Here is a 21,847-nt window from a genome sequence, read left to right on the forward strand (position 1 = left end):
CACCTCGTACGGTTTATTCTATGGCATCTTTAATTTCATTAATCATCTCTGATACAGATTGTACTCCACCATCAGCTAAGTACCAATATTCAGGGTTTAAGTAAAAGATTTGGTCATTTTGATAGGCAGTTGTGTTTTCAGTTAAACTATTTTCAATGGTTTCTTTCGCGGCAGCTTCACCTTCAACAACTGCATCACGATCGATAACAAATAAGAAGTCTGGGTCTTTGTCGACTATGAATTCAAATGAAATGTTTTGGCCGTGAGTTGCAACATCAATGCTTTCATCAGCTGGTGTTACGCCTAAAGTATCGTGAATAATACCAAAGCGTGAACCGGGTCCATAAGCATTTACATTACCACCAGTTGCTAAAGTAATTAAACCGGTTTGCTCACTAGAAGTAGCCATTTCATTCACTTCATCTACTTCAGCTTGGATCGATTCAACTGTTTCGCCAACTTCATCTTCAATGTTAAAGATCTCACCAATAATTCCAACGTTATTAGAAAAGGAGTCCATATAGTTCAGAGAATCTAACTCTACATATACAGTAGGAGCGATATCATTTAACTCTTCGTATTGGTCTGATTGTCTTCCAGAAATAATAATTAAATCAGGGTCCATACTATAAATTGCTTCAAAGTCTGGTTCTTTTAATCCACCTACATGTTCGTATTCATCACTTTCATAATGAGATAAATAAGATGGTAAGTTATCTTTAGGTACACCTGTTACTGGTAAGTCAAATTGATCTAATGTATCTAGCATACCTAAGTCAAACACGACAACACTTTCTGGATTCGCATCAACAACAGCCTCACCTAGCTCATGGTCAATGGTAACAGTTTCACCTGTTGTTTCCTCACCTTGCTCAGATGTTCCACATGCTGTTAAAGTAAGTAAAATTAAACCACATAATATCATTATTTTTTTCATTATAAATCACCTCTGTTATTTATTAACCAAAATACACACACACTTTACAACGGTTCATTTGTGTAACGGGTATTTCCATATCATATATTTCTTTTAATGTTGCTTCTTCAATGATGTCATCTACTGGACCTTGTTTAAGAATGGCTCCGTCTTTTAATGCAACGATGTAATCAGAGTAAAAGGATGCAAAATTAATATCGTGAATAACAATGACGACCGTTTTACCTAACTCATCGACAAGTCGGCGTAGTACTTTCATAATTTGCACAGCGTGTTTCATATCTAAGTTGTTAAGTGGTTCATCGAGTAAAATGTATTCGGTGTCTTGAGCAATGACCATTGCTATGTGAGCTCTTTGTTTTTGACCGCCACTTAATTGATCAAGGTATTGATTCTCTAACTCTTGTAATTCCATAAAAGAAATAGCTTCATCAATGTGTCGTATATCTTCATCTGTCAAATGACCTTGAGAATAAGGAAAACGACCAAATGAGACGAGTTCACGTACGGTGAGTCGTACGGTGATATGATTTGATTGTTTTAGAATGGCCATCTTTTTCGCGAGTTCGCGATTTTTCCATTGTGACATTTTATGCTGGTCTATATTAACCTCACCTATGTCATATTTAATGAGTCGACTAACAGCTGATAGTAAAGTACTTTTACCAGCACCATTCGGACCAATAAAAGAAGTGATTTTCCCTCTTTGGATATTGACAGAAACGTTATTAACGACCGTTTTATCACCATATTTCTTAGATAACTCTTTTACTTCAATCATGCTCGACTCTCCTTTAACAGTAGATAAATGAAGTACACACCACCGACAAAGTTAATAATGACACTGACGGTTGTTGAAAATGTAAAGACTCGCTCAACGATTAGCTGACCACCAACTAAGGCAATGATGCTAACTAAAATAGCACCTAAGATCAGCTCTTTGTGTCGATAGTTTTTTAAAAACTCATAGGCTACGTTTGCTACAAGCAAGCCTAAAAACGTAATCGGCCCAACTAATACGGTTGCGATTGATATAAGAATCGCTACGATAATAAAGATTTGTCTTACGATATGATCATACTCTACACCTAGATTGATTGCTTGATCTTTACCTAGTGAAATAACATTTAAATATTTCGCATACCTTAAGAAGTAGAGAATAGTTAATCCCATGCCAACTAATGCAATGTAAAACAAGTCTGTATTGACGTTGTTAAAGCTAGCAAACATTTGGTCTTGAACAAACTGAAACTCATTAGGGTCAATTAATACTTGCATAAACTCTGATAAGCTGCTGAAAAAGGTTCCAAAGATTAACCCTATTAATAATAAGAAGTAAATATTTTGCCCTTCTTTTTTAAATAGAAAATGGTAGAGTAAGAGAGCAAAAATAATCATAAGCCCAACAGATAGAAAGAAATTAAAATGTTGATTCATAATGGTTAAATGTGTTGACCCGAATATAAAGATGAGCCCGGTTTGGATCAGCAAGTAAAGTGAATCGAGTCCGATAATACTAGGTGTTAAAATGCGATTATTCGTGACGGTTTGGAAGATCACTGTTGCAAAAGCGATCGCGCTCCCTGTTAAAATAATCGCCAATATCTTCATCGTACGCCTTGGTAATACATATCCCCAATGCTCATTTAGTCCAAAGAATAAGAAGATGGCTGTAAGTGCTAAAGCAATTAGTGCAAGTATGATCAGTTTTGTTCGATTACGCATAAGCCCTTCTCCTTAGTAACAAGTAAATAAACACACCACTACCAATTACGCCAACCGTCAAGCCAATTGGTATTTCATATGGATAAATGACAACACGACCTAAAATGTCACAAGCTAACACGAACACCGCACCTAATAGAGCAGTGTGGGGTAAGTTCTTTCGTAAATGGTCTCCACGATAAATTGAGACAATGTTAGGTATGATCAAACCTAAGAATGGAATTAAACCAACTGTTAGAACAACTACTGAAGTTGCAATAGCTACAATGATCAGACCAAGGTTAACAATATGCTTATAGCTCATCCCTAAATTGGTAGAGAAATCTTCACCCATTCCAGCAATTGTGAACTTATTGGCATACAAATACGCAATAGCTAGGAGCGGAATACTTATGTACAACAGTTCATAGCGCCCTCTTAGAATCATAGAGAAATCGCCTTGCAGCCATGCTGTCATACTTTGGATTAAGTCGTGTTGATAAGCAAAGAATGTTGTAATGGAACCAATAATATTACCAAACATAATGCCAACAAGCGGAATGAAAATCGCATCTTTAAATTTAATTTTCTCAAGGATTTTCATAAAGATCATAGTGCCTAAAACCGCAAACACCATAGCGGTAAACGCTTGTTGCATTGGACTCGCCGATGAGAAAACAAGTAGAGAAACAAGAATCCCAAGTCTTGCTGAGTCCATTGTCCCTGCAGTTGTTGGGGAGACAAATTTGTTTCGACTTAATTGCTGCATAATTAAACCACAAACAGCCATCGTTGCGCCGGCAATTAATATGCTAACTAACCTGGGGATTCGACTTTGAATTAGGATTTGTCTTTGTTGTTCAGTTAGATGACCGAGTTCAGATATGCTAATGTTTGATGCCCCAATGAATAGGGAAACTATTGACAAAATAATCAATAGAAAAACTAAATACTTTAATTTCATACGACACAAACTTTCTCCTGTGAAATTCTTGTTCTCAAGATAATTGATAATGATTATCAATACCAATTAAATAATATACTCTCCAGTGGGTGGAGAGTCAATAAGAAAATGAGAATTATTTTCAATTAACCTTTTTAAATGGAAATTCGTCATATATTAATATGACATTTCATATATTAAACGGTGTGTGCGTAAAAAAATTTCAAATAGGACTTATTTTCTGTTCGTTATATAGTATAATGGGGGAGATGGTTTTTATGAAATTTATTTGAGGTAAATGGTTATGAACTTAAATACCTTGATTTTAAAATAATTTGGGGTAAAATAGATGGAAAGTGGTCTGCCAAAGAAGGCCATTGATGCGCTAACATCAATGGCCGTGTACAATAGCTCTCTTAGAGGAGCGGCTCACTCAGGTATTTAAGTAATCACCCAGGCTCACCAGGCTGATGGGTGGTTACTCACTTTCCAACTGACAGAATGGCTGCAACTAATGATCCGAAAGAGACCATTAAGAAGAGCGTTTCAAAAACAGTCATAGGCATCACCCTCTTTCAGTGAGTTAGCCACCACCCATGAGAGCCTTATTGTACAACTTTATTGTAACATAATTATTAAGAAAATTTTGTATATTTGAAAGAGATAATCCTTTGTCCTTACAAAGCCCTCTAAATACATGTATTTTAGAGGGCTTTAAGTAGTTCGGTATGAATTTTCGCTAATATTCGCTATGAAGGTTGACTTATTTCAGCATACATTCTGAGTCAAAGTTCATATATCAAATATAAGGTCTTCATGTCTTCTCACGGTGTACAAGTTAAAAATCATTCTATTGAACTATAAAAATATATTGTCCATTAAAATATATATTATTAGGGCTGCAGTCACAATTCTAAGTAGTGGTTTAATATGGTTCGGGTTGAGTTGGCCTGCCAAACGAACACCAGCTTGAGCCCCTATGAGAGACCCTGCCATTAATGTGAATGTAATGGACCAAATAATATGACCAGCGGCTATGAAACTAATAGCTGCACCAAAACAACTAGCAAAAGTTGCAATACGCATTAAGCCGACTGCGCGGTAGTATGCGATTTTTAAATATGAGAAGACATAGAGCATTAATGTTCCCTGACCAGGACCAAACATGCCATCATACATGCCAATTCCAAATAATAACGGTGTACCACGCGTCTTGAAATGAAACTGGTTTTTACCAGAGAAGTCGGCTTTACTTATAAATGAAAATAAAAACGCGACTATTAATAGGCCGATTGCGATTTGGTACATTAAGTCAGGTGGTAGTGCTGATGCAATCATGCCCCCAGCTATTCCACCACCTAAACTGACTGGAATAATTTTAAGTCCTTCTTTAATCGTGACGCCTTTGTGTTGTAATACCATAATAAACGTAACAAATGAGCTGATTGAATTCGTTACTTTATTAGCACCAATGGCAGAGTGGACAGGAATTCCTAAAGCTAACATGGCCGGTAGACTAACTAAGCCACCGCCCCCAGCTAAAGTTCCTAATATAGTTGCAAATACGCCAACAAAGAATAAAATAACTAAATCTAACATGGGGACTCACTACTTTCTAAGCTACTAATCTTTTGCTTCGATTAATTGTTTTATTTCTCCCATATCATCATTTTGAAGTAATTTAATGATTTGACTACCCACAATCACACCATCACTAAAAGAAGTCATTTGTTTAACATGTTCTTTTGTAGAAATCCCAAACCCAGCTAATACGGGAGTAGGACTTACTGATTTAAGATCATTAAAATGTTCTTGTAAATCCTCATTGAATGATTGCCTTGCGCCTGTAATGCCATTAACAGTCACTGCATATAAGAAGCCTTCAGAAGCGGATGCGATTTCTTTCATGCGCTTTCTTGAGCTTGTTAGCGAGACGAGCTGTATTAATGCAATACCTGCTTTTGTACGAGCATCTTCAATTAAGCTTAAGTGTTCTAGTGGTAAGTCAGGGATAATTAATCCATCTACTCCGGCCTCTTTTACTTCTTTCATCAATCTTTCAATCCCATATTTATAGATTGGATTTATATAAGTCATGAAAATAATAGGAGCCTTAATCGTATCTCGTTCTTGCTTTAGTATATCAATAATCGCTTGAAGGGTCACCCCGTGTTCTTTGGCCCTTTTACTTGCTTCTTGAATTGTTGGTCCATCCGCTACAGGGTCTGAAAAGGGGATCCCAATTTCTATTGCTGTAGCACCCGCTTGGTCCAACTTTTGTAATGTGGGAATGAAGTGATCTAAGCCGCCATCACCAGCCATGATATACGGTATAAATACTTTCTCTCCTTTATTAATAGTAGTTGTTAACACGTCCTCTAAGTAAAGTTTTCCATGTGATCTGTTAACCATTGTTATCCTCCTTAATAGCCTAAGTAGTGTTTGACTGATTCGACGTCTTTATCACCACGACCTGATAAACAAATGACAATTGTTTCTGTTTCATTCATTTCTTTGGCTAGATTAATAGCTTCAGCTACTGCATGTGAGCTTTCTAAGGCTGGGATAATTCCTTCAGTTCGTGATAATTGTTGAAACGCATTAAGAGCTTCATCATCAGTAATAGAATGGTATTTAACACGTTTTAAATCTTTTAAGTGACTATGCTCTGGGCCGACACCGGGGTAATCTAGTCCAGCAGAAATCGAACTAGCTTCTTGTACTTGACCAAACTGATCTTGTAATAAATACATCATCGTTCCGTGTAAAATACCAACAGAGCCTTTCGTTAATGTTGCAGCGTGTTGATCTGTTTCTATACCTCTTCCAGCTGCTTCAACACCCAACAATTGTACAGATTCATCTTCTATGAAAGGATAAAACATCCCCATCGCGTTACTACCACCACCAACACAAGCAACGATTGCATCTGGTAAGGTGTTTTCAGCTTCATAGTGCTGCTTTTTTGTCTCTTTACCAATGACACTTTGAAAATCACGAACCATTTTCGGAAACGGGTGAGGGCCTAACACAGAGCCCATTACATAATGTGTATCTTCAACATGGCTTACCCAATAACGCAGTGCTTCATTAACAGCATCCTTTAATGTCGCACTACCTTGATCAACAGGTTTAACTTCTGCACCAAGTAATTCCATTCTAAAGACGTTTAATTTCTGACGTTTAATATCCTCAGTCCCCATAAAGATCACACATTCTAAATTGAGTAAAGCGCAAACAGTAGCAGTCGCAACACCATGTTGTCCAGCACCTGTTTCAGCAACAACCTTTCGTTTACCCATGCGTTCAGCTAGTAATGCTTGCCCAATTGTGTTGTTAATTTTATGCGCTCCGGTGTGATTAAGGTCTTCTCGTTTTAAATATATTTTCGCTCCACCTATTTCTTTAGATAAGTTCTCGGCATAATATAATGGATTTTCCCTGCCGATATACTGTTTTAATAAGTAATGAAAACGTTCATTAAAGCTTTCATCTTGTAAGGCTTCCTCGTAGGCTTCGTCTAATTCTTTTACTGCGCCCATTAATGTTTCAGGTACGAAACGCCCACCATATTGGCCGAACATCCCACCTAGGTCAGGTTGTATATAATTCATTTCGAACACTCCTTTACAGATTGAATAAATTGATTAATTAATTGATTACTTTTATGACCTTCAAACTCAACGCCACTAGATACATCGACTACTTTTGGTGTTGTTTGTGAAATGGCATATTTCACATTATCTTGGTTTAGGCCACCAGCAAGAATTAACCGTTCGTGTTCAAATGGAAGGTCATTAAGTATTTGCCAATCAAATTGAGTACCATTACCGCCCCGGTATGGACCTGTTGCACTATCTAAAAGTATATAATCCGCATCATTATATTGTTTCGTTTGTTCTAAGTCATCTTTTGATTGGACTCGGAATGATTTGATATATGGAATACTCAACTGTTGGCAAAACTTAAGGGACTCATCACCATGTAGTTGAACATAGTCGAGTCCAACTGAATGGGCAGTCGCCTCTAACTCTTCTTGACTAGCGTTAACGAAGACACCCACTTTTTTAATGTTAGTTGGGAGGGAGGAGGCGATCTGTTTGGCTTGTTCGACGGTAACTTGTCGTTTACTTTTAGCGAAGACAAAGCCGATCATATCAGCCCCTCTTTTAGTGGCTTCTATAGCGTTTTCGGTATGGCGAATTCCACATATTTTGACTCTGGTCATATTAACTCCTCCTCGTTATACAGTTGACCTTTTAACCTTAAGTTTTTCTAGTTCTGATTCAACATTACTTGATTGCATAAGTGTTTCACCGACTAAAATACCGTTTGCACCAGCTTGAGAGACAAACTCTGCATCTTCACAAGAGGTAATACCACTTTCACTAATAACGACTCTATTGGGGTCTTCAATTTGAGAGATTAATCGTTCTGTAGTAGTTAGGTCGACATTAAATGTTTTTAAATCACGGTTGTTAATGCCGATAATTTTAACATCAAGCTCAAGCGCTACTTCTAGCTCAGTTTGGTTATGAACCTCAAACAAAACTTCAAGCCCTAATTGTGTTGCGTAATTAAATAACATCGCCAGTCGCTCTTTTGAGAGAGCAGCTGCTATTAGTAAGATGACATTGGCACCAGCTATTTTAGCGCGATCAATTTGAACTTCATCAATGATAAAGTCTTTACACAGTAAAGGAAGTTCGACTGTTTGACGAACTTCTGTTAAGTCGTTCATCGTTCCTTTAAAGAAAGGTGTGTCCGTTAAGACAGATATAGCACTGGCACCACCTTGTTCGTAAATGTGGGCTTGCTCTTTAGGTTTTATGCCAATATTGATATCACCCTTTGAAGGAGAAGCGCGTTTAATTTCGGCAATGACAGATAACTGATCAGACTGGCGAAAGGTATCATATAAAGATGGCCTACTTTGAATCCCTGTTGATGATATGGACAGCTCTCGTTTGGATTCATTTTTAAGCCGTTCTACTTCTTTCTGTTTCTCTTCTAAAATCCGGTCTAAAATCGTCTTCATTATGAAATCTCCTTTTTTTTTCGCTTCTGACTATAGTCAATTAAGTGGTTAAGTTTCTCTAAAGCGCATCCAGTTTCAATACTTTTACGGGCTAGGTCGACTCCATCTTTGATTGAAGTGGCAATTCCTGATGAGAACAGGCCAATTCCAGCGTTGAATAAGGTTGTTTCGTAATAAGGACTTGGTTTTCCGTGTAGAACATCGAGTAAGATTTGCGCATTGACTTTTGCATCACCACCAACAATATTTTCATTTGAATAAGTGTTCAATCCAACTTCGCTAGGATGTAGAGTGAAAGGTATGAGTTCGCCTTCTTCTAGTAAGACAAAGTGGTTTTCTCCTGCTAATGATGCTTCATCCATATGACCAGCCCCATTTACGACGATACTTCGTTTTCGTCCTAGTTTGTTTAATACAGCAGCCATTTTCATGAGCATGTCACGACGGTAAACACCTAAAAACTGTGTTTCTAACGCGACAGGATTAATTAGTGGACCAATTAAATTAAAAATAGTCGGCACACTTAATTCTTGGCGTACTTTCATAATGCGTTTTAACTGATGGTGAACGTAAGGTGCGAATAGAAAGGCAATCCCGTTAGTATCGATTAAATGCTCAACTTCATCACTTGTAAAATCAAGCGCAACACCTAATTCTTCTAAAACATCTGCACTTCCTGTACGACTGGATACGCTACGGTTACCGTGCTTTGCTACTTTAGCACCAGCTCCAGCTAAGACGAAGGCGGAAGTTGTACTGACATTAAAGCTTTTAATCCCATCACCACCTGTACCGCAATTGTCCATCACGTTATTTAACGCCTTCGTAATGGGCATTGCCTTTTCACGTAGTACTTCAACAATTGCAGTAATCTCCTCGACAGATTCACCTCTTACTTTTAAAGCGGTTAAAACCGAAGCGACTTCGCTATCTGAGATCTCTTCATTAAATAAACTGTGTGCGACAATAGTCATTTCATCCTGTGTTAACTTGTTACCGTTAAGTAATTTTTGAAGGTAATGTTGCATTGTTAGTCTCCTTTCTCATTAGATTTATAAAGCGTTTTAATAAATTCTTACCTTCCTTAGAGCCTATTGATTCGGGGTGGAATTGAACGCCAAATAAGGGGTGTTGGTCATGTTGAATAGCCATTAACTCCCTGTCATCCATTGCGATTGCTAATCGTTTGAAGTAAGGCGGCAATGTTTGTTCATTAATAACTAACGAATGATAACGCATCATTTCTAAAGGCTGACTCATGTATTCAAATAATCCATATCCCTTATGAAGTATGAGGGATCTCTTGCCATGCATAATAGTTTTCGCCTGTTTAACTTCAGCTCCAAACGCTAATCCAATCATTTGGTGGCCTAAACAGATGCCGAGAATAGGTATTTCTTGATAAAAGTCTTTAATCATTTTAATTGAATTTGGATAATCTTTTGGTTTTCCCGGACCTGGTGACAGGACAATCGCTGCAACATTCATTTGTTCAATCTCCTGACGTGTAATCTGATCATGTCTTCTCACAATCACTGATTCATCACACTCTTCAAGATATTGATATAAGTTGTAGGTAAAAGAATCATAGTGATCAATTAATAAAATCATTTCGTCACCTCCAAAAGAGCCTTCGCTTTATTCAGTGTTTCTTCATACTCGCTTTCTGGGTCTGAATCATATACAACACCAGCCCCTGCTTGAACATGAGCTTTCCCGTCTTTTAAAACCATCGTTCGAATTGCGAGGGCGAAGTCGAGATTGCCGTTAATCGATAAGTATCCGACAGCCCCAGAATAGGCACCGCGTTTATTTGGTTCTAACTGATTGATGATTTGCATCGCACGAATTTTCGGTGCTCCGCTAACAGTCCCGGCAGGTATGCAAGCTTTTAAAGCGTCAAGTGGTGAGAGTTTGTCATCAATTTGACCTGTAACTTCTGAAACGATATGCATGACATAACGATATCTTTCGACGGCCATATATTTATTTAAATGAATCGTACCTGGTTGGGCCACTCTTCCGATATCATTTCTCCCTAAATCAACAAGCATTTGATGTTCAGCAATCTCTTTTTCATCTGAAATCAATTCTTTTTCTAGTAATTGATCCTCAGCTTTGGTTTGGCCACGCTTACGAGTTCCGGCAATTGGGTTAGTTGTAACTTGGCCATCATTTACTTTAACTAAGCTTTCTGGAGATGTACCTAGAATGCAATATTCTTGAAAGTCAATATAATACATATAGGGTGATGGATTGTTCTTTCTTAGTTGCCTGTAATAGCTAAACGGATTACCTTCGTATTGGGCTGTCAGTCTTTGAGATAATACTACTTGAAAGACTTCACCCTCTGTAATTCTCTTTTTAATTGTGTTCACTTTATTCTCGTACTGCTCCTTTGAGAAGTTCGATTGAAAGCTACTTAAATGAAACGTTGATAAATCAGGTGACTTTTGATCTTCTATTTGTCTTATTAAATAATTTAGTTCTAAATCAAGGTCAAGACTCTCATTGGTAAGCCAGCGGTCAAAAGCGATACAATGAACGACTTGTAACAAGTGGTCATAGACAATGACTTTTTCATAGAACATAAGGTGTATATCGGGCATGTTTAGATCGTCATGCTTTTCAATTCCTATATTTTCAAACTGTTTAGCAATGTCATATGCTATATAACCAACACCACCAGCTAAGAAAGGGATATCAAACGGTAAAGTGACATCATGAACAATTAAAGATTTAAGTGCTTCAATAGGGTCGTTTGTGAATGTTTTTGTTTTGTTGGTCAGTAAGTTAATTCCTTTAGCCGTATTGCCATTAGCAATAAATTCGTAGTAAGGATCTACTCCGATAAATGAATACCTTCCTGTTTCTTCATGTTTAAGCGAGCTTTCAAGTAAAAACTTTCTTTGACCTTCTAATGCCAAATAAATAGATATAGGTGTATAGTGATCGGCTTCAAGGGTTTTATAACGATAATGTGTCATAGTAAACCTCCTAAGTTTGGGTATAAAAAAAGTCCCCTGCACACACAATTTGTGTATACAGAGGACGATTATAATCGCGGTACCACCTCAGGTTGGAAAGTATAATAAATATACTGATCCCACTCTTTTTTCGGGTACGGGAAGGATTTAAGCTTTGTTGTACAAAAGGGGAAGATTAAAGTTCCTTCCGATACCCTATCCTGTTAACGGTGGAAGCCGAGTTACCATACTTCAATTTCAGGTAACCTCTCGTAAGTCCATTCAACGATTTGTATCACGCTAGCTTCTCAGCATCGCTAGCTCTCTGTAGCGAATCCACATCGCCTACTCCTCTTACTCAACGATTTAATTTATAACTTGATTGTTTAAAGCTAGACCTAAATAAAAAGGGCCTCCCATCCTTAGTAAAAAAGGACGGGAAACCCGTGGTGCCACCTTTGTTGACTGTTTATACAGTCCACTTAAGTCGTATCTAAGCTATGCGCTTTAATACGTGTCTCTTGTAACGATGAGACTTTCGCCAACCTTAATTGTTTTAAAAAACGTTCGGTTGGAGGCTCCGAAGTCCATTCGTTTAGTTGTTCACACTAGTTTCCAGCAACCACTAGCTCTCTGTAGAGACTAACTAAATTACTTCTCTTCATCAATGCCGATCCGTGTTTTAAGATTTGAATATTATCATATGTTAAATAATTATGTTTTGTCAACAGTTTAATAACATAAATTTTAAAAAGTTTAATGACGTTACCGGATTGTATTTCCAATTTCATTAGTTTAGCATAGATTAATACAGGGAAAGGTTCATAAAGTAACTTTAACTTGATCAAAGAATTAATTTATGTGAAAAGTTCAGGGTTTTTGTTATTAATTTGCTATGACTAAGTTTTTCTCAATGGAGGATTAAATGATTCACTTAATTAGACAAAGCTTAAATGATTTTAAAAATACATATCCAAAACATTTATCATTCGCATTAATTTATATGGTATTAACGAGCTTATTATTTATTCCAATGAGCTCATTTTTCTTTAATCGCCTACTTATGTTAATTGGAGCTCCTACTGTTATTAATCATGATGTTTATAGCATTGCACTTAGTTATTCTGGTGCCATAGCTTTAGCATTAGTTGGACTAATTGTTTTTGCGTTCCTTTTTATTCAATTTGGCGTTTTCATTGTCATTGCCCAACAACAAATCTTTAATCAATCGATTACGATCGCGAATGCATTTTTAACAGCTTTATCTCGAACGACAAAGCTAATCAGTATTAGTGCATTACCGTTAATTATGGTTTTATTCTTGTTAGTTCCCTTTGTTGAGACGCCAATAGATCGAATTGTGTATGACTTGAATATGGATATTTTATATTCTGGGCACTTATCTTTATCATACATTTCACTCGCAATCTATTTTGGTGTGTTAATCTTAGTACTTTATATTATTTTGAGATGGATTTTTGTCATTCATTTTATTGTCATTGATCGTTTAAATGCTAGAAAAGCAATTAAAGAAAGTATGCAATTAACGAAGCGAAATAAAAAATCAGTATTAGTTAACCTGATTGGTATTAATTTATTAATCTTTGTTTTAAGTGCTTCGTTAATTTATTTAATTTCAATGATTCCGTCTGTTATGGTCGGCACAATTATTGGTGATTTAATTGAGCATTACTTAGTCACATTCTCAAGTGTTGTGGCATCCTTGTCGACACTTGTCTTAATTCCAATCAACATAATCATTTTGACGAGATTGTTTTACCAATTTAAACAAGACCAAGAGAAGATAGAAGATCAACTGCATATTGTAGAAAGTAATAAGCTAGCCAAAGGTGAAAGGAAAGCATTCTCATTTTTTAAAACTAAACGATATTTAATCGTGTTAATCTTAGTTGTATATGTGACGGGTGTATTTGCTTATAATCAGACGGTTAGTGGTAGTTTCGTTTATTTAGATTGGAACGTAGAAGTAGCATCTCACCGTGGTGATTCGGTTAATGCACCTGAAAATTCAATGAGTGGAGTAGAGTCCGCTATTGAACAAGGGATTAATGTGATTGAAATAGATATACAGTTAACGAGGGATGGCGTAGCTGTATTACACCATGACATGAGCTTAATGCGGATGGCTGGCGTAGCAGATCGAGTTTCAGATTTAAATTATGAAGAGTTATCTCACTTAGAAATTGGTTCATCTTTCAAAGAAGAATTTACCGGGGAGCCGATTCCAAAGCTAGAAGATGTCATTGAATTAGCTCAAGACTCTGGTGTTCGCTTATTGTTGGACCTTAAGCCAGATGAGAATGAAGAAGAGTTAGCGCGTGAAATTGTCGATTTAGTTGAAAGGTATGAAGCAGAGAATGATCTTTATGTGCAGGCATTTAATAACGATGTGCTACAAGAGATTAGAAAATTAAATGAAGATGTTCATATTGGGCAGATTTTATTCACTGCTGTTGGTGATTTATCACGTCTAGATGTGGACTTTTATACTGTTCATCAAACAATGCTTTCAGAGAACCTTGTTCAAGAAGCTCGTAGTGATGGTCGGGGAATATGGGTCTGGTCAACGAATATCGACCGTACCGCAAACCATGTATTACAATACGATGTTGATGGTATTATTACGAAAACACCTGATGTTGTGTTAAGGATGTTTGAGTTGAGTGATTAGAATAGATCGATCTAGAATTGTAATAAAGGAAAATCCGAACGATTCATCATCAATGAACGCGTTCGGATTTTTGTGTTTAGATGCTACTTTATCAAAAAAAGCTTGAACGCCAATAAAATACCAACCGACGTGTGTTTTCCTGAAGACGAACAGGGCGTACTTCCACATGATGTGGTGGCTTAAGCGTAGCGATCACGACGATTTAAGCTTTTAGCGGAAGGACAAAAATATTCATCGATCAGCAATATTCGCATTTTGATTCGGCATGAATAACTGTTAACCTGTCACACAAGCTATCAACCCTTCGTCATTCATCCAATGCCCTCAGCTCTTTTAATTGATATCTCTTCCGAAAATGTTTAGATAGCCCAAGTAGTAAGACATAAACACAACTAAGAAAAAAGTGCCGACCATACTACCGAAAAACACCCAATCCCGTTTACGAACTTTCATTTCATGATAATGTGTTCTGTTTCGATCGCCTGTAAAGCCTTTTGACTCCATCGCATTAGCAACGCGTTCAGCTTTACGGATTGCGTTTGCTAAGAGTGGGATTGAGTAACGGCGGAATTGTTGAATGCGTCCTTTAATCCCTTTTGCGCGCCCTACACCACGGATTCTATGGGCTTGACGTAAGATTTCAAGTTCATGCTTGAAAGTAGGTAGGAATCGGTATCCTGCTAGTACGCCATAGGTGATCTTGGGTGAGACTTTTAACTGTTGCATTAAGCTAAGCATAAATTTGGTTGAATCTGTTGTTAATATGAAAAGTAAGGATAAAGCGATAAAACATAACGATCTTAATGCAAGGCTGATAGCTACTTGTACTGCACCAGTGGTGACTTCAAAGTGCCAGAATTCAAATAAAACGGATCCCCCTTGGAAAGTTTCACTTGTATAAAGCATTCTTGCCCAAGCGAAAGATAGCACAAATATGACAAATGGAGTGAAGATCAGTAGGTAACGTTTAAGTGATATATCTGTAAAAATAAATGTCACTAAGATAATAAAGATTAAATAAACTAATGGAGTGAATATATCAAACATTAATCCAAGCAAGACACCCGGGATGAGGACAGTGCCAGCTTTAACAGTTGGGTTAATGGACGAGATCATAAGTTTCACCCACCTTTTGTACGCGATCAAGACGAACAGGTAGTCGTAGCCTTGCATCTTTGATTAGCTCCGTTTGTTCCCACAGTTTGTGTGGTTGGCCATCAAAAGCAAGCTTGTGGTTATTGATGACATAGACTTGATCACAATATAAATCAACTAAATCCATATCATGTGTCACAAAAACGATTGTTGTTCCTCTTGATTGAAGGTCTTTAACGATATTCATCAGTTCGTTTGTTGTCTTCGCATCTTGACCAAAAGTTGGTTCATCAAATAAAAGTAAATCAGGTGTTTCATCCAACATTGTCGCAACACTTAGCCGTCTTTTTTGGCCACCACTTAATGAAAAAGGGTTATTCCATTTATGATTGCTTAATTGAAAATGACTTAATAAGTTATCTGTTCGTTCTTTAATCGCCTTTTCATCATAATCATTGAGCCTCATCCCAAACGAAACCTCATCATAAACTGTATCAGTAATAAATTGGTGTTCAGGATTTTGAAAAACAAACCCCATATGTTGTCTTAGCTCCTGTTCTTTCCATTTTGTTAGTGACTCGTTTAAAAAGGTAATATCGCCACACTTCGGCTTTAAAATACCCGCCATTAATTGTAGTAAAGTCGATTTACCCGCACCATTTTCCCCAACAATCGCTACCATCTCACCCTTATTTAATTGCATATTAAGGTTAGTTAATATCGTTTGTTTTTTTCTCTTGAAAGTAAGGTTATTAATGGTTAAGCAAAGCTCGGTAGAAGAATGGTTCACTTTAGAAGAAGGGTGAGTGATTTCATCTTGATATGCTTTTGGAATAAATACCCCTTCATTTTCTAGTAACTGTTTTTGTCTATTAAAAAGCGTTTCCGCCTCTTCATTAGCTATTAGCTGTCCGTTGATATTAAGGACGAGTACGCGGTCAGTAAAGGATAGCCAGTCATCCGCTTGGTGTTCAATAATGAGTACAGTTTTGTTGGTAGTTTCATTAATCGTTTTGATTAATTCTATGAACTCAAGACTTGAAACAGGGTCTAAATTAGCGGTGGGTTCATCTAATATTAATAGTTCTGGCTCTAACAACAAGACAGATGCTAGAGCAATTTTTTGTTTCTGCCCACCTGAAAGTTCATGTATATTGCTGTATTTGTAATCTAGCATTTCGACAGATTCTAATATTTGATCAATTTTAGTTTCTATTTCCTCTCGTGGTGTTTGGATGTTCTCTAATGTGAAAGCTAGTTCATTTTCCACCGTAATCATACAAAATTGGCTTTCAGGGTCTTGGAAAACAATTCCGATGTGTTGATTAAGCTGACCTTTGTCAAATTGCTTAATGTTTTGACCCTTAAAGAAGATGTCCCCTGATGAAGCACCTTCTACTGCATCAGGGTATAATCCGTTTAAACAAAGTGAAATGCTTGATTTACCAGACCCACTTGGCCCCATTAATAGCGTCGTTTCACCTTCGTTCAGAGTGAAGCTAACTTCTGAGATTAACGGTTCATCTAATTGTTCATAATCAAACGAGAACCCGCTCACTTCGATCAGTGGTTTAAGCTGCGTCATTTTTTCCACGTTTCGTTTGCAGCTCCTTTCCTAAAGCATAACCACGAAGTACCCCTGTTTTAGCTAATTGATCGCTAATCCACTTGCCTAATAAGCCGGCTAATAGGGCACCGCTTATCATACGTACGACTAAGATCGTAACGACTAACCACATAGCAAGCGTGAAGAAACCGGAAGTATAGAAGTGCCACATGAAGCTGAATACAGCCGCGGATACACCAGCAGCTACTAAAACACGTAAGCGGTAGTCACGCCATTTCGTTACAGCGAATGCGAATTCAGCTCCGAAACCTTGAATAGCTGCACTAATGATTAACATGGGTCCTGCTGGGCTACCAATTAAGACCTGCACTATACCAGCAATCAATTCTGAAGTGAAAGCAGCGCCAGGTTTTCTAATAATATAGGCAGCAATAATTGAAACGATAAACCAGATTCCAAAAATAAACTCATAACCAAGTGGTCCTAATCCAAACGGTGTTAAAATACTAACTAAGCCTTCACCAATACCAAAGGCTAGAAGGTAGATTACGGCAAACACTACACCTAAAATGGATAATAAAACGATTTCTTTAAGGTGCCATTTATTAGTCATCGTTAACCTCCAAATTATTTATTTGACGGACTGTTCGCTGAGATTGTGAACGTCATAGTCGTGTGTGATACTTCTTCTTGAACACTTTCAAACGCTTCTTCAATAGCGTTAAAGATATCCTTAACATCACCATCTAATCGCGTCATATAGTGTGATGCACTGACTCTAACACCGCGTGCTTTTGATAAGTCGATTTGTTGATAGATTTTATCCATATAGTCTTCGTGCCCTAATGGATATAATGAAAATTTACAGCCTGCTTGTTGGTTAATGGTTTGAGATTTTTCTAGATTCATAGGTTCATCTGTCTCTGCCATATAAACGTCCGCCTCGTTATCACCAGGACAACCGATTGAAAACGTACCACTCATCGCAACATGTTCACCCGTTTTAGCTGCATGAAGGAAAATCGCTTTTGTCACATCAAAAACGTGTACCATCTTTCCGCGGACACATGTTGTGACGTCATCTGTTTCTTTCCACACTTTTGAGCTATCGACTTCATCTAATGATGATAAAATAATATCGACAAACTGATCGCTCATTGGGTAAAGTGTAAATTGACACCCCGCGATTCTACTTGTTCCACATTGATTTGTCATGAAAATCTCCTCCTTAAAAGTATTAATAATAATTGTAATTTTTAGGTCATGGACTGAACCATTCCCTTTTCCAACAATAAAAAAACTGCATCCTTAGGGGAATGCAGTTCAGCTTGTGTTAATCATGAATTTAGACATATAGCTTCACCACACTTCCCCACGCTAGTATTATCTAGATCGGGTCATAAGGGTCAGGCCTACACCTTCTCAGCCACATCGCTGTAGCTCCCCTAGTGCTTGTAACTCACGTATGCAGTTTTGTTATACTTATAGCATAATAAATCTATTAACGTTTGTAAACCAAAAAAGAAAGGTAAGTTTTATGGACCGAGATTTTATAATCAATATAACGAAACAGTTTGTTAAAGAGAAATTAGAACGAGAAGGGACTGGACATGATTGGTGGCATATCTCTCGTGTTGTTGAAATGACGAGGAGAATTGCTCGGATTGAATGTGCTGATCTGTTCGTCTGTACGATGGCTGCTTTACTTCATGATTTAGCCGATGAGAAGGTTGTAATGGATGAGGCTAAAGGTCTAAGTGAAATTCAAGACTGGTTGAGTGAACAACCCGTCACAGAGCATGAACAACAGCAGATTTTAACGATCATTCAGACGATTTCTTATAAACATGGCCAACAATCATTAGCAACTAAAGAAGCGAAAGTCGTTCAAGATGCTGATCGGTTAGATGCGATTGGGGCTATTGGCATTGCAAGGTGTTTTGCTTTTGCCGGCTCTAAAGGGAATTTAATCCATAATCCAGAAGAAGAAGCGGAACTGAACATGACACAAGAGCGCTACCGGAGTAAACAAGGAACAGCGATTAATCACTTTTATGAAAAATTACTTAACCTAAAATCGTTAATGAATACATCAGAGGGTTATCGTATTGCACAACAGCGTCACCAATTTATGAATCAATTTTTAGAACAGTTTTATGGGGAATGGGAAGGGAAGAATTGAATAGTCTAAAGTTAAATGACATTAAATGTGTGGAATACTAAAAGTAGAGAACAATACGAGAGAGGGTGTGATCGAATCATGTTAAACTATAACGGATATATAGAAAAGTTGAGTGAAGAAGCGGCTGAAACTTATGCTTTAATGAACCCACATACCAAAGAGGAAATTATAAGAATTCCCGAATGTCGTGGAGAACAAATGGAACAAGCAATTAGTAGAGCAGAAGATGGATTTGAAAAGGTGCGGTACATGACAGCATTTGAGCGTTCAGAGATCTTAGATAAAGTGAGTCAAATTGTATCGGGTCACAAACGTATTTTTGCTGAGACAGTGGCTAAAGAAGCAGGTAAACCGATGAAGTATGCGTTGGGTGAAGTCGACCGAACCGTTCAAACATTAAAATTTTCAGCGATTGAGGCTCGTAAACTTGAAGGTGAATCAATTCCATTAGATGCAGCACCAAATGGGGCAGGAAGAGATGCCTATACAATTTTTGAACCTATTGGCGTAATTGGTGCGATTACACCATTTAACTTCCCACTTAATTTAGTAGTTCATAAAGTTGGTCCAGCTATTGCTGCTGGTAATGCAATCATCGTCAAACCCGCTGAAAAAACGCCGCTCTCAGCAATCTTACTACGTGAAGCATTAGTAGAAGCCGGTTTACCTGAAGATGCTTACCTTGTTGTGACAGGTGATGGACCGAGATTAGGTGAGGTATTACTTAATAGTAAAGCAATTAAAAAGGTGACCTTTACAGGAAGTCCAGAGGTAGGACGTGAGATTAAATCGCAAGCAGGGCTTAAAAAAGTGACGTTAGAATTAGGGAATAACTCAGCGCTCTACATTGATCAAAGCCAAAAGACTCGCGTAGATGACATTGCGAAACAAGCTGTAACAGGTTCCTTTTCTTATAATGGTCAAGTTTGTATTAGTACCCAACGCATTTATGTTCACGAACAAATTATTGATGAATTTATTGATTTATTTAAACAAGAGACAGAAAAGCTAGTCTATGGTGATCCGTTAGATGAAACAACAGACTTGTCGAATTTAATAGATGAACCATCACAAGAGCGACTTTTAGAGTGGATTGAAGAAGCGAAACAATTAGGAGCATCAGTCGTAGCCGGTTCTTTGCAAGTTGAAGGTGGGTTAGAACCAACCATTCTAAAAGATGTACCGCGTGAAGCGAAAATTTACAAAGAAGAAGCATTCGGACCTGTCGTAATTATTAATACAGTAAGAAATAGTGAAGAAGCAATTAATTCAATTAATCATAGTCAATATGGCTTGAACGCAGGTGTTTTTACCAATAATATGAAACAAGCGCTGCAATTTGGTCATGAGTTAAATGTCGGACAAGTGCTAATTAATGACCTACCGACTTTACGATTTGATCATATGCCGTATGGAGGTAGGAAAAACTCTGGGTATGGTTATGAAGGTGTTAAGTATGCCATTCAAGAAATGGTGAACCGGAAAATGATTAGTTTAAATTATAAGTTTTAAATTCTCTTTTTGATGGTAAATGAGCGAACGCCCATATAATTAGGCGTTCGCTCATTTATTTTGAGTTTAGCTCATTTAAATTGAATTTCGACCATTTATCATAAAGATCGATCGATGTTGACCTCTTTTAAATTTGAGTGGTTATTTTTTATAACATATTACTTTGACAGACACAGTAATGTGTTATAAGATATACTTAAAGAGGTGAAAAGATATGGCTAGTAATATTTCAACTGATTTGATACGTGGTCACACATCCACCATTATTCTTAATATCCTTCGCCAAGGTGATAGTTATGGTTATGAAATTTATAAGAAGATCATTGAGCTCAGTGACAACCAATATGAACTGAAAGAAGCAACGCTATACACAGCTTTTCGTCGCTTACAAAAAGAGGGCTTCATTGAATCGTATTGGGGTGATGAAACGCAAGGTGGACGAAGGAAATATTATCGTATTACAGAAGAAGGGGTAGCTCGCTACGAAGAAAGTAAGAAAGAATGGGAATTTGCGAAAAAGGTATTAGAACAAATGATTAAGGGAGGAAATGAGTATGAGTCTTAATCGACAAGTTAATAAATATGTTGATGATTTATTTAAAGATGTCGGAGAAAGTCAGCAATTGTTTGACTTAAAGCAAGAATTAGTAACCAACATGCATGAAAGAATTACTGATTATAAATCAGAAGGTATGACTGATGAAGAAGCGCTTCAAGAAGCGCAAGCATCAATGGGGGATTTGAGTGGATTAGTAGAAGATATGCGCGAACACGGAAAAGATCAAGCGAAACAGCAAGTGTACTCATCCATGACAAATCGGATTGCAGCTGGAGCTTTGGTTGTCGGAACTGTTTTGATCTTATTTGGGTTGCTTATGTCATTAAGCCTAGCGTTTATGGAAGTTGAAGCTGTTGCTATACCAGGGACAGGTATCTTTGTCGTAATAGGAGGTACTATTCTTACGTATGGACTATTAACAAGAGAATCTGCTAGGTTATATGCGATGGAACGAATTCGCGCAGGCCTTTATGCTGTTGCAGTTGGGGTCATATTATTTGCCATATTCGTGTCGTTAACTTCAGGTCTAGCAACAGGTGAAATGTTTATTGCAGTCTCATCCTTCACTATATTTTTTGTTATTGGATTTGGCTTGTTGTTAGCATTATTATTAACGACTAAAGTTCGCCGCCGAAAAGAGTGAAATTAGAGC

22 protein-coding genes, 1 riboswitch and 2 other annotated features are annotated in these 21,847 nt (G+C 37.4%); of the genes, 5 read left to right on the forward strand and 17 right to left on the reverse strand.

Annotated elements, in window-relative coordinates:
• Positions 1 to 13 precede the first annotated feature (13 nt).
• The 13 genes from ABDZ63_RS01375 to trpE form a co-directional block, all read right to left on the reverse strand.
• Complete coding sequence (locus tag ABDZ63_RS01375; RefSeq protein WP_343781281.1) at positions 14 to 937, reverse strand: siderophore ABC transporter substrate-binding protein; 924 nt, start codon at positions 935 to 937, stop codon at positions 14 to 16.
• Positions 938 to 959: 22 nt separating this feature from the next.
• On the reverse strand, positions 960 to 1,718 hold the full coding sequence (locus tag ABDZ63_RS01380; RefSeq protein WP_343781282.1) for an iron ABC transporter ATP-binding protein: 759 nt from the start codon (positions 1,716 to 1,718) through the stop codon (positions 960 to 962).
• Positions 1,715 to 2,662 (reverse strand): iron chelate uptake ABC transporter family permease subunit, encoded by a 948-nt coding sequence (locus ABDZ63_RS01385; protein ID WP_343781283.1) that lies wholly within the window; start codon positions 2,660 to 2,662, stop codon positions 1,715 to 1,717. Before ABDZ63_RS01385 ends, ABDZ63_RS01380 begins: the two co-directional genes overlap by 4 nt.
• Positions 2,655 to 3,605: an ABC transporter permease gene (locus ABDZ63_RS01390; RefSeq protein WP_343781284.1), complete on the reverse strand. Its 951-nt coding sequence runs from the start codon at positions 3,603 to 3,605 to the stop codon at positions 2,655 to 2,657. The genes ABDZ63_RS01385 and ABDZ63_RS01390 overlap by 8 nt, the downstream gene beginning before the upstream one ends.
• 461 nt (positions 3,606 to 4,066) lie before the next feature.
• Positions 4,067 to 4,150 (reverse strand): putative holin-like toxin, encoded by an 84-nt coding sequence (locus tag ABDZ63_RS15805; RefSeq protein WP_425541928.1) that lies wholly within the window; start codon positions 4,148 to 4,150, stop codon positions 4,067 to 4,069.
• 292 nt (positions 4,151 to 4,442) lie between these two features.
• On the reverse strand, positions 4,443 to 5,183 hold the full coding sequence (locus ABDZ63_RS01395) for a sulfite exporter TauE/SafE family protein (RefSeq protein WP_343781285.1): 741 nt from the start codon (positions 5,181 to 5,183) through the stop codon (positions 4,443 to 4,445).
• Between the two features lie 24 nt (positions 5,184 to 5,207).
• Positions 5,208 to 5,996, reverse strand: coding sequence for a tryptophan synthase subunit alpha (trpA, locus tag ABDZ63_RS01400; protein ID WP_343781287.1), 789 nt, complete (start codon positions 5,994 to 5,996; stop codon positions 5,208 to 5,210).
• Between the two features lie 11 nt (positions 5,997 to 6,007).
• On the reverse strand, positions 6,008 to 7,198 hold the full coding sequence (gene trpB / locus ABDZ63_RS01405; protein WP_343781288.1) for a tryptophan synthase subunit beta: 1,191 nt from the start codon (positions 7,196 to 7,198) through the stop codon (positions 6,008 to 6,010).
• On the reverse strand, positions 7,195 to 7,812 hold the full coding sequence (locus ABDZ63_RS01410) for a phosphoribosylanthranilate isomerase (RefSeq protein WP_343781289.1): 618 nt from the start codon (positions 7,810 to 7,812) through the stop codon (positions 7,195 to 7,197). The genes trpB and ABDZ63_RS01410 overlap by 4 nt, the downstream gene beginning before the upstream one ends.
• A gap of 15 nt (positions 7,813 to 7,827) precedes the next feature.
• Positions 7,828 to 8,622, reverse strand: a complete 795-nt coding sequence (gene trpC / locus ABDZ63_RS01415) for an indole-3-glycerol phosphate synthase TrpC (protein WP_343781291.1) — start codon at positions 8,620 to 8,622, stop codon at positions 7,828 to 7,830.
• The gene (trpD, locus tag ABDZ63_RS01420) at positions 8,622 to 9,650 is read right to left on the reverse strand and encodes an anthranilate phosphoribosyltransferase (RefSeq protein ID WP_343781292.1); all 1,029 of its coding nucleotides are present in this window, start codon (positions 9,648 to 9,650) and stop codon (positions 8,622 to 8,624) included. The genes trpC and trpD overlap by 1 nt, the downstream gene beginning before the upstream one ends.
• The gene (locus tag ABDZ63_RS01425; protein ID WP_343781293.1) at positions 9,622 to 10,233 is read right to left on the reverse strand and encodes an anthranilate synthase component II; all 612 of its coding nucleotides are present in this window, start codon (positions 10,231 to 10,233) and stop codon (positions 9,622 to 9,624) included. The genes trpD and ABDZ63_RS01425 overlap by 29 nt, the downstream gene beginning before the upstream one ends.
• Entirely contained in the window at positions 10,230 to 11,609 is a 1,380-nt protein-coding gene (gene trpE / locus ABDZ63_RS01430) for an anthranilate synthase component I (RefSeq protein ID WP_343781295.1), read from the reverse strand. Before trpE ends, ABDZ63_RS01425 begins: the two co-directional genes overlap by 4 nt.
• 57 nt (positions 11,610 to 11,666) lie before the next feature.
• Positions 11,667 to 11,959: a binding site (T-box leader), on the reverse strand.
• A gap of 57 nt (positions 11,960 to 12,016) precedes the next feature.
• Positions 12,017 to 12,265 (reverse strand) — a binding site (T-box leader).
• Between the two features lie 248 nt (positions 12,266 to 12,513).
• Here trpE and ABDZ63_RS01435 point away from each other — a divergent pair.
• On the forward strand, positions 12,514 to 14,280 hold the full coding sequence (locus tag ABDZ63_RS01435; RefSeq protein ID WP_343781296.1) for a glycerophosphodiester phosphodiesterase family protein: 1,767 nt from the start codon (positions 12,514 to 12,516) through the stop codon (positions 14,278 to 14,280).
• Between the two features lie 333 nt (positions 14,281 to 14,613).
• On the opposite strand, the gene ABDZ63_RS01440 is transcribed toward ABDZ63_RS01435, so the two are convergent.
• The 4 genes from ABDZ63_RS01440 to ABDZ63_RS01455 are packed head-to-tail and all read right to left on the reverse strand — an operon-like array spanning position 14,614 to position 18,157.
• The gene (locus ABDZ63_RS01440) at positions 14,614 to 15,396 is read right to left on the reverse strand and encodes an energy-coupling factor transporter transmembrane component T family protein (protein WP_343781297.1); all 783 of its coding nucleotides are present in this window, start codon (positions 15,394 to 15,396) and stop codon (positions 14,614 to 14,616) included.
• Positions 15,380 to 16,960: an ABC transporter ATP-binding protein gene (locus tag ABDZ63_RS01445; protein ID WP_343781464.1), complete on the reverse strand. Its 1,581-nt coding sequence runs from the start codon at positions 16,958 to 16,960 to the stop codon at positions 15,380 to 15,382. The genes ABDZ63_RS01440 and ABDZ63_RS01445 overlap by 17 nt, the downstream gene beginning before the upstream one ends.
• Positions 16,947 to 17,555, reverse strand: coding sequence for an ECF transporter S component (locus ABDZ63_RS01450; protein ID WP_343781299.1), 609 nt, complete (start codon positions 17,553 to 17,555; stop codon positions 16,947 to 16,949). The genes ABDZ63_RS01445 and ABDZ63_RS01450 overlap by 14 nt, the downstream gene beginning before the upstream one ends.
• 14 nt (positions 17,556 to 17,569) lie before the next feature.
• On the reverse strand, positions 17,570 to 18,157 hold the full coding sequence (locus ABDZ63_RS01455; RefSeq protein ID WP_343781300.1) for a YkoF family thiamine/hydroxymethylpyrimidine-binding protein: 588 nt from the start codon (positions 18,155 to 18,157) through the stop codon (positions 17,570 to 17,572).
• Between the two features lie 137 nt (positions 18,158 to 18,294).
• A riboswitch (TPP riboswitch) is annotated at positions 18,295 to 18,399 on the reverse strand.
• 80 nt (positions 18,400 to 18,479) lie between these two features.
• On the opposite strand from ABDZ63_RS01455, the gene ABDZ63_RS01460 reads away from it, so the two are divergent.
• The 4 genes from ABDZ63_RS01460 (at position 18,480) to ABDZ63_RS01475 (ending at position 21,838) form a co-directional block, all read left to right on the forward strand.
• Positions 18,480 to 19,124, forward strand: coding sequence for an HD domain-containing protein (locus ABDZ63_RS01460; protein ID WP_343781301.1), 645 nt, complete (start codon positions 18,480 to 18,482; stop codon positions 19,122 to 19,124).
• A gap of 15 nt (positions 19,125 to 19,139) precedes the next feature.
• Entirely contained in the window at positions 19,140 to 20,636 is a 1,497-nt protein-coding gene (locus ABDZ63_RS01465; protein ID WP_343781302.1) for an aldehyde dehydrogenase family protein, read from the forward strand.
• Between the two features lie 214 nt (positions 20,637 to 20,850).
• Positions 20,851 to 21,201 carry a PadR family transcriptional regulator gene (locus tag ABDZ63_RS01470; RefSeq protein ID WP_343781303.1) on the forward strand — a complete coding sequence of 117 codons (351 nt, stop codon included), beginning with the start codon at positions 20,851 to 20,853 and terminating at the stop codon, positions 21,199 to 21,201.
• Positions 21,191 to 21,838 (forward strand): permease prefix domain 1-containing protein, encoded by a 648-nt coding sequence (locus ABDZ63_RS01475; RefSeq protein ID WP_343781305.1) that lies wholly within the window; start codon positions 21,191 to 21,193, stop codon positions 21,836 to 21,838. The genes ABDZ63_RS01470 and ABDZ63_RS01475 overlap by 11 nt, the downstream gene beginning before the upstream one ends.
• Positions 21,839 to 21,847: the final 9 nt, after the last annotated feature.

The organism is Alkalibacillus silvisoli, from assembly GCF_039521975.1.
Taxonomy (GTDB): Bacteria; Bacillota; Bacilli; order Bacillales; family Alkalibacillaceae; genus Alkalibacillus; species Alkalibacillus silvisoli.

Excerpts from the sequence above, each read along its gene's own strand:
- ABDZ63_RS01375 (WP_343781281.1), bottom strand. The coding sequence starts at position 937 with ATGAAAAAAATAATGATATTATGTGGTTTAATTTTACTTACTTTAACA.
- ABDZ63_RS01380 (WP_343781282.1), bottom strand. The coding sequence starts at position 1,718 with ATGATTGAAGTAAAAGAGTTATCTAAGAAATATGGTGATAAAACGGTC.
- ABDZ63_RS01385 (WP_343781283.1), bottom strand. The coding sequence starts at position 2,662 with ATGCGTAATCGAACAAAACTGATCATACTTGCACTAATTGCTTTAGCA.
- ABDZ63_RS01390 (WP_343781284.1), bottom strand. The coding sequence starts at position 3,605 with ATGAAATTAAAGTATTTAGTTTTTCTATTGATTATTTTGTCAATAGTT.
- ABDZ63_RS15805 (WP_425541928.1), bottom strand. The coding sequence starts at position 4,150 with ATGCCTATGACTGTTTTTGAAACGCTCTTCTTAATGGTCTCTTTCGGA.
- ABDZ63_RS01395 (WP_343781285.1), bottom strand. The coding sequence starts at position 5,183 with ATGTTAGATTTAGTTATTTTATTCTTTGTTGGCGTATTTGCAACTATA.
- trpA (WP_343781287.1), bottom strand. The coding sequence starts at position 5,996 with ATGGTTAACAGATCACATGGAAAACTTTACTTAGAGGACGTGTTAACA.
- trpB (WP_343781288.1), bottom strand. The coding sequence starts at position 7,198 with ATGAATTATATACAACCTGACCTAGGTGGGATGTTCGGCCAATATGGT.
- ABDZ63_RS01410 (WP_343781289.1), bottom strand. The coding sequence starts at position 7,812 with ATGACCAGAGTCAAAATATGTGGAATTCGCCATACCGAAAACGCTATA.
- trpC (WP_343781291.1), bottom strand. The coding sequence starts at position 8,622 with ATGAAGACGATTTTAGACCGGATTTTAGAAGAGAAACAGAAAGAAGTA.
- trpD (WP_343781292.1), bottom strand. The coding sequence starts at position 9,650 with ATGCAACATTACCTTCAAAAATTACTTAACGGTAACAAGTTAACACAG.
- ABDZ63_RS01425 (WP_343781293.1), bottom strand. The coding sequence starts at position 10,233 with ATGATTTTATTAATTGATCACTATGATTCTTTTACCTACAACTTATAT.
- trpE (WP_343781295.1), bottom strand. The coding sequence starts at position 11,609 with ATGACACATTATCGTTATAAAACCCTTGAAGCCGATCACTATACACCT.
- ABDZ63_RS01435 (WP_343781296.1), top strand. The coding sequence starts at position 12,514 with ATGATTCACTTAATTAGACAAAGCTTAAATGATTTTAAAAATACATAT.
- ABDZ63_RS01440 (WP_343781297.1), bottom strand. The coding sequence starts at position 15,396 with ATGATCTCGTCCATTAACCCAACTGTTAAAGCTGGCACTGTCCTCATC.
- ABDZ63_RS01445 (WP_343781464.1), bottom strand. The coding sequence starts at position 16,960 with ATGACGCAGCTTAAACCACTGATCGAAGTGAGCGGGTTCTCGTTTGAT.
- ABDZ63_RS01450 (WP_343781299.1), bottom strand. The coding sequence starts at position 17,555 with ATGACTAATAAATGGCACCTTAAAGAAATCGTTTTATTATCCATTTTA.
- ABDZ63_RS01455 (WP_343781300.1), bottom strand. The coding sequence starts at position 18,157 with ATGACAAATCAATGTGGAACAAGTAGAATCGCGGGGTGTCAATTTACA.
- ABDZ63_RS01460 (WP_343781301.1), top strand. The coding sequence starts at position 18,480 with ATGGACCGAGATTTTATAATCAATATAACGAAACAGTTTGTTAAAGAG.
- ABDZ63_RS01465 (WP_343781302.1), top strand. The coding sequence starts at position 19,140 with ATGACATTAAATGTGTGGAATACTAAAAGTAGAGAACAATACGAGAGA.
- ABDZ63_RS01470 (WP_343781303.1), top strand. The coding sequence starts at position 20,851 with ATGGCTAGTAATATTTCAACTGATTTGATACGTGGTCACACATCCACC.
- ABDZ63_RS01475 (WP_343781305.1), top strand. The coding sequence starts at position 21,191 with ATGAGTCTTAATCGACAAGTTAATAAATATGTTGATGATTTATTTAAA.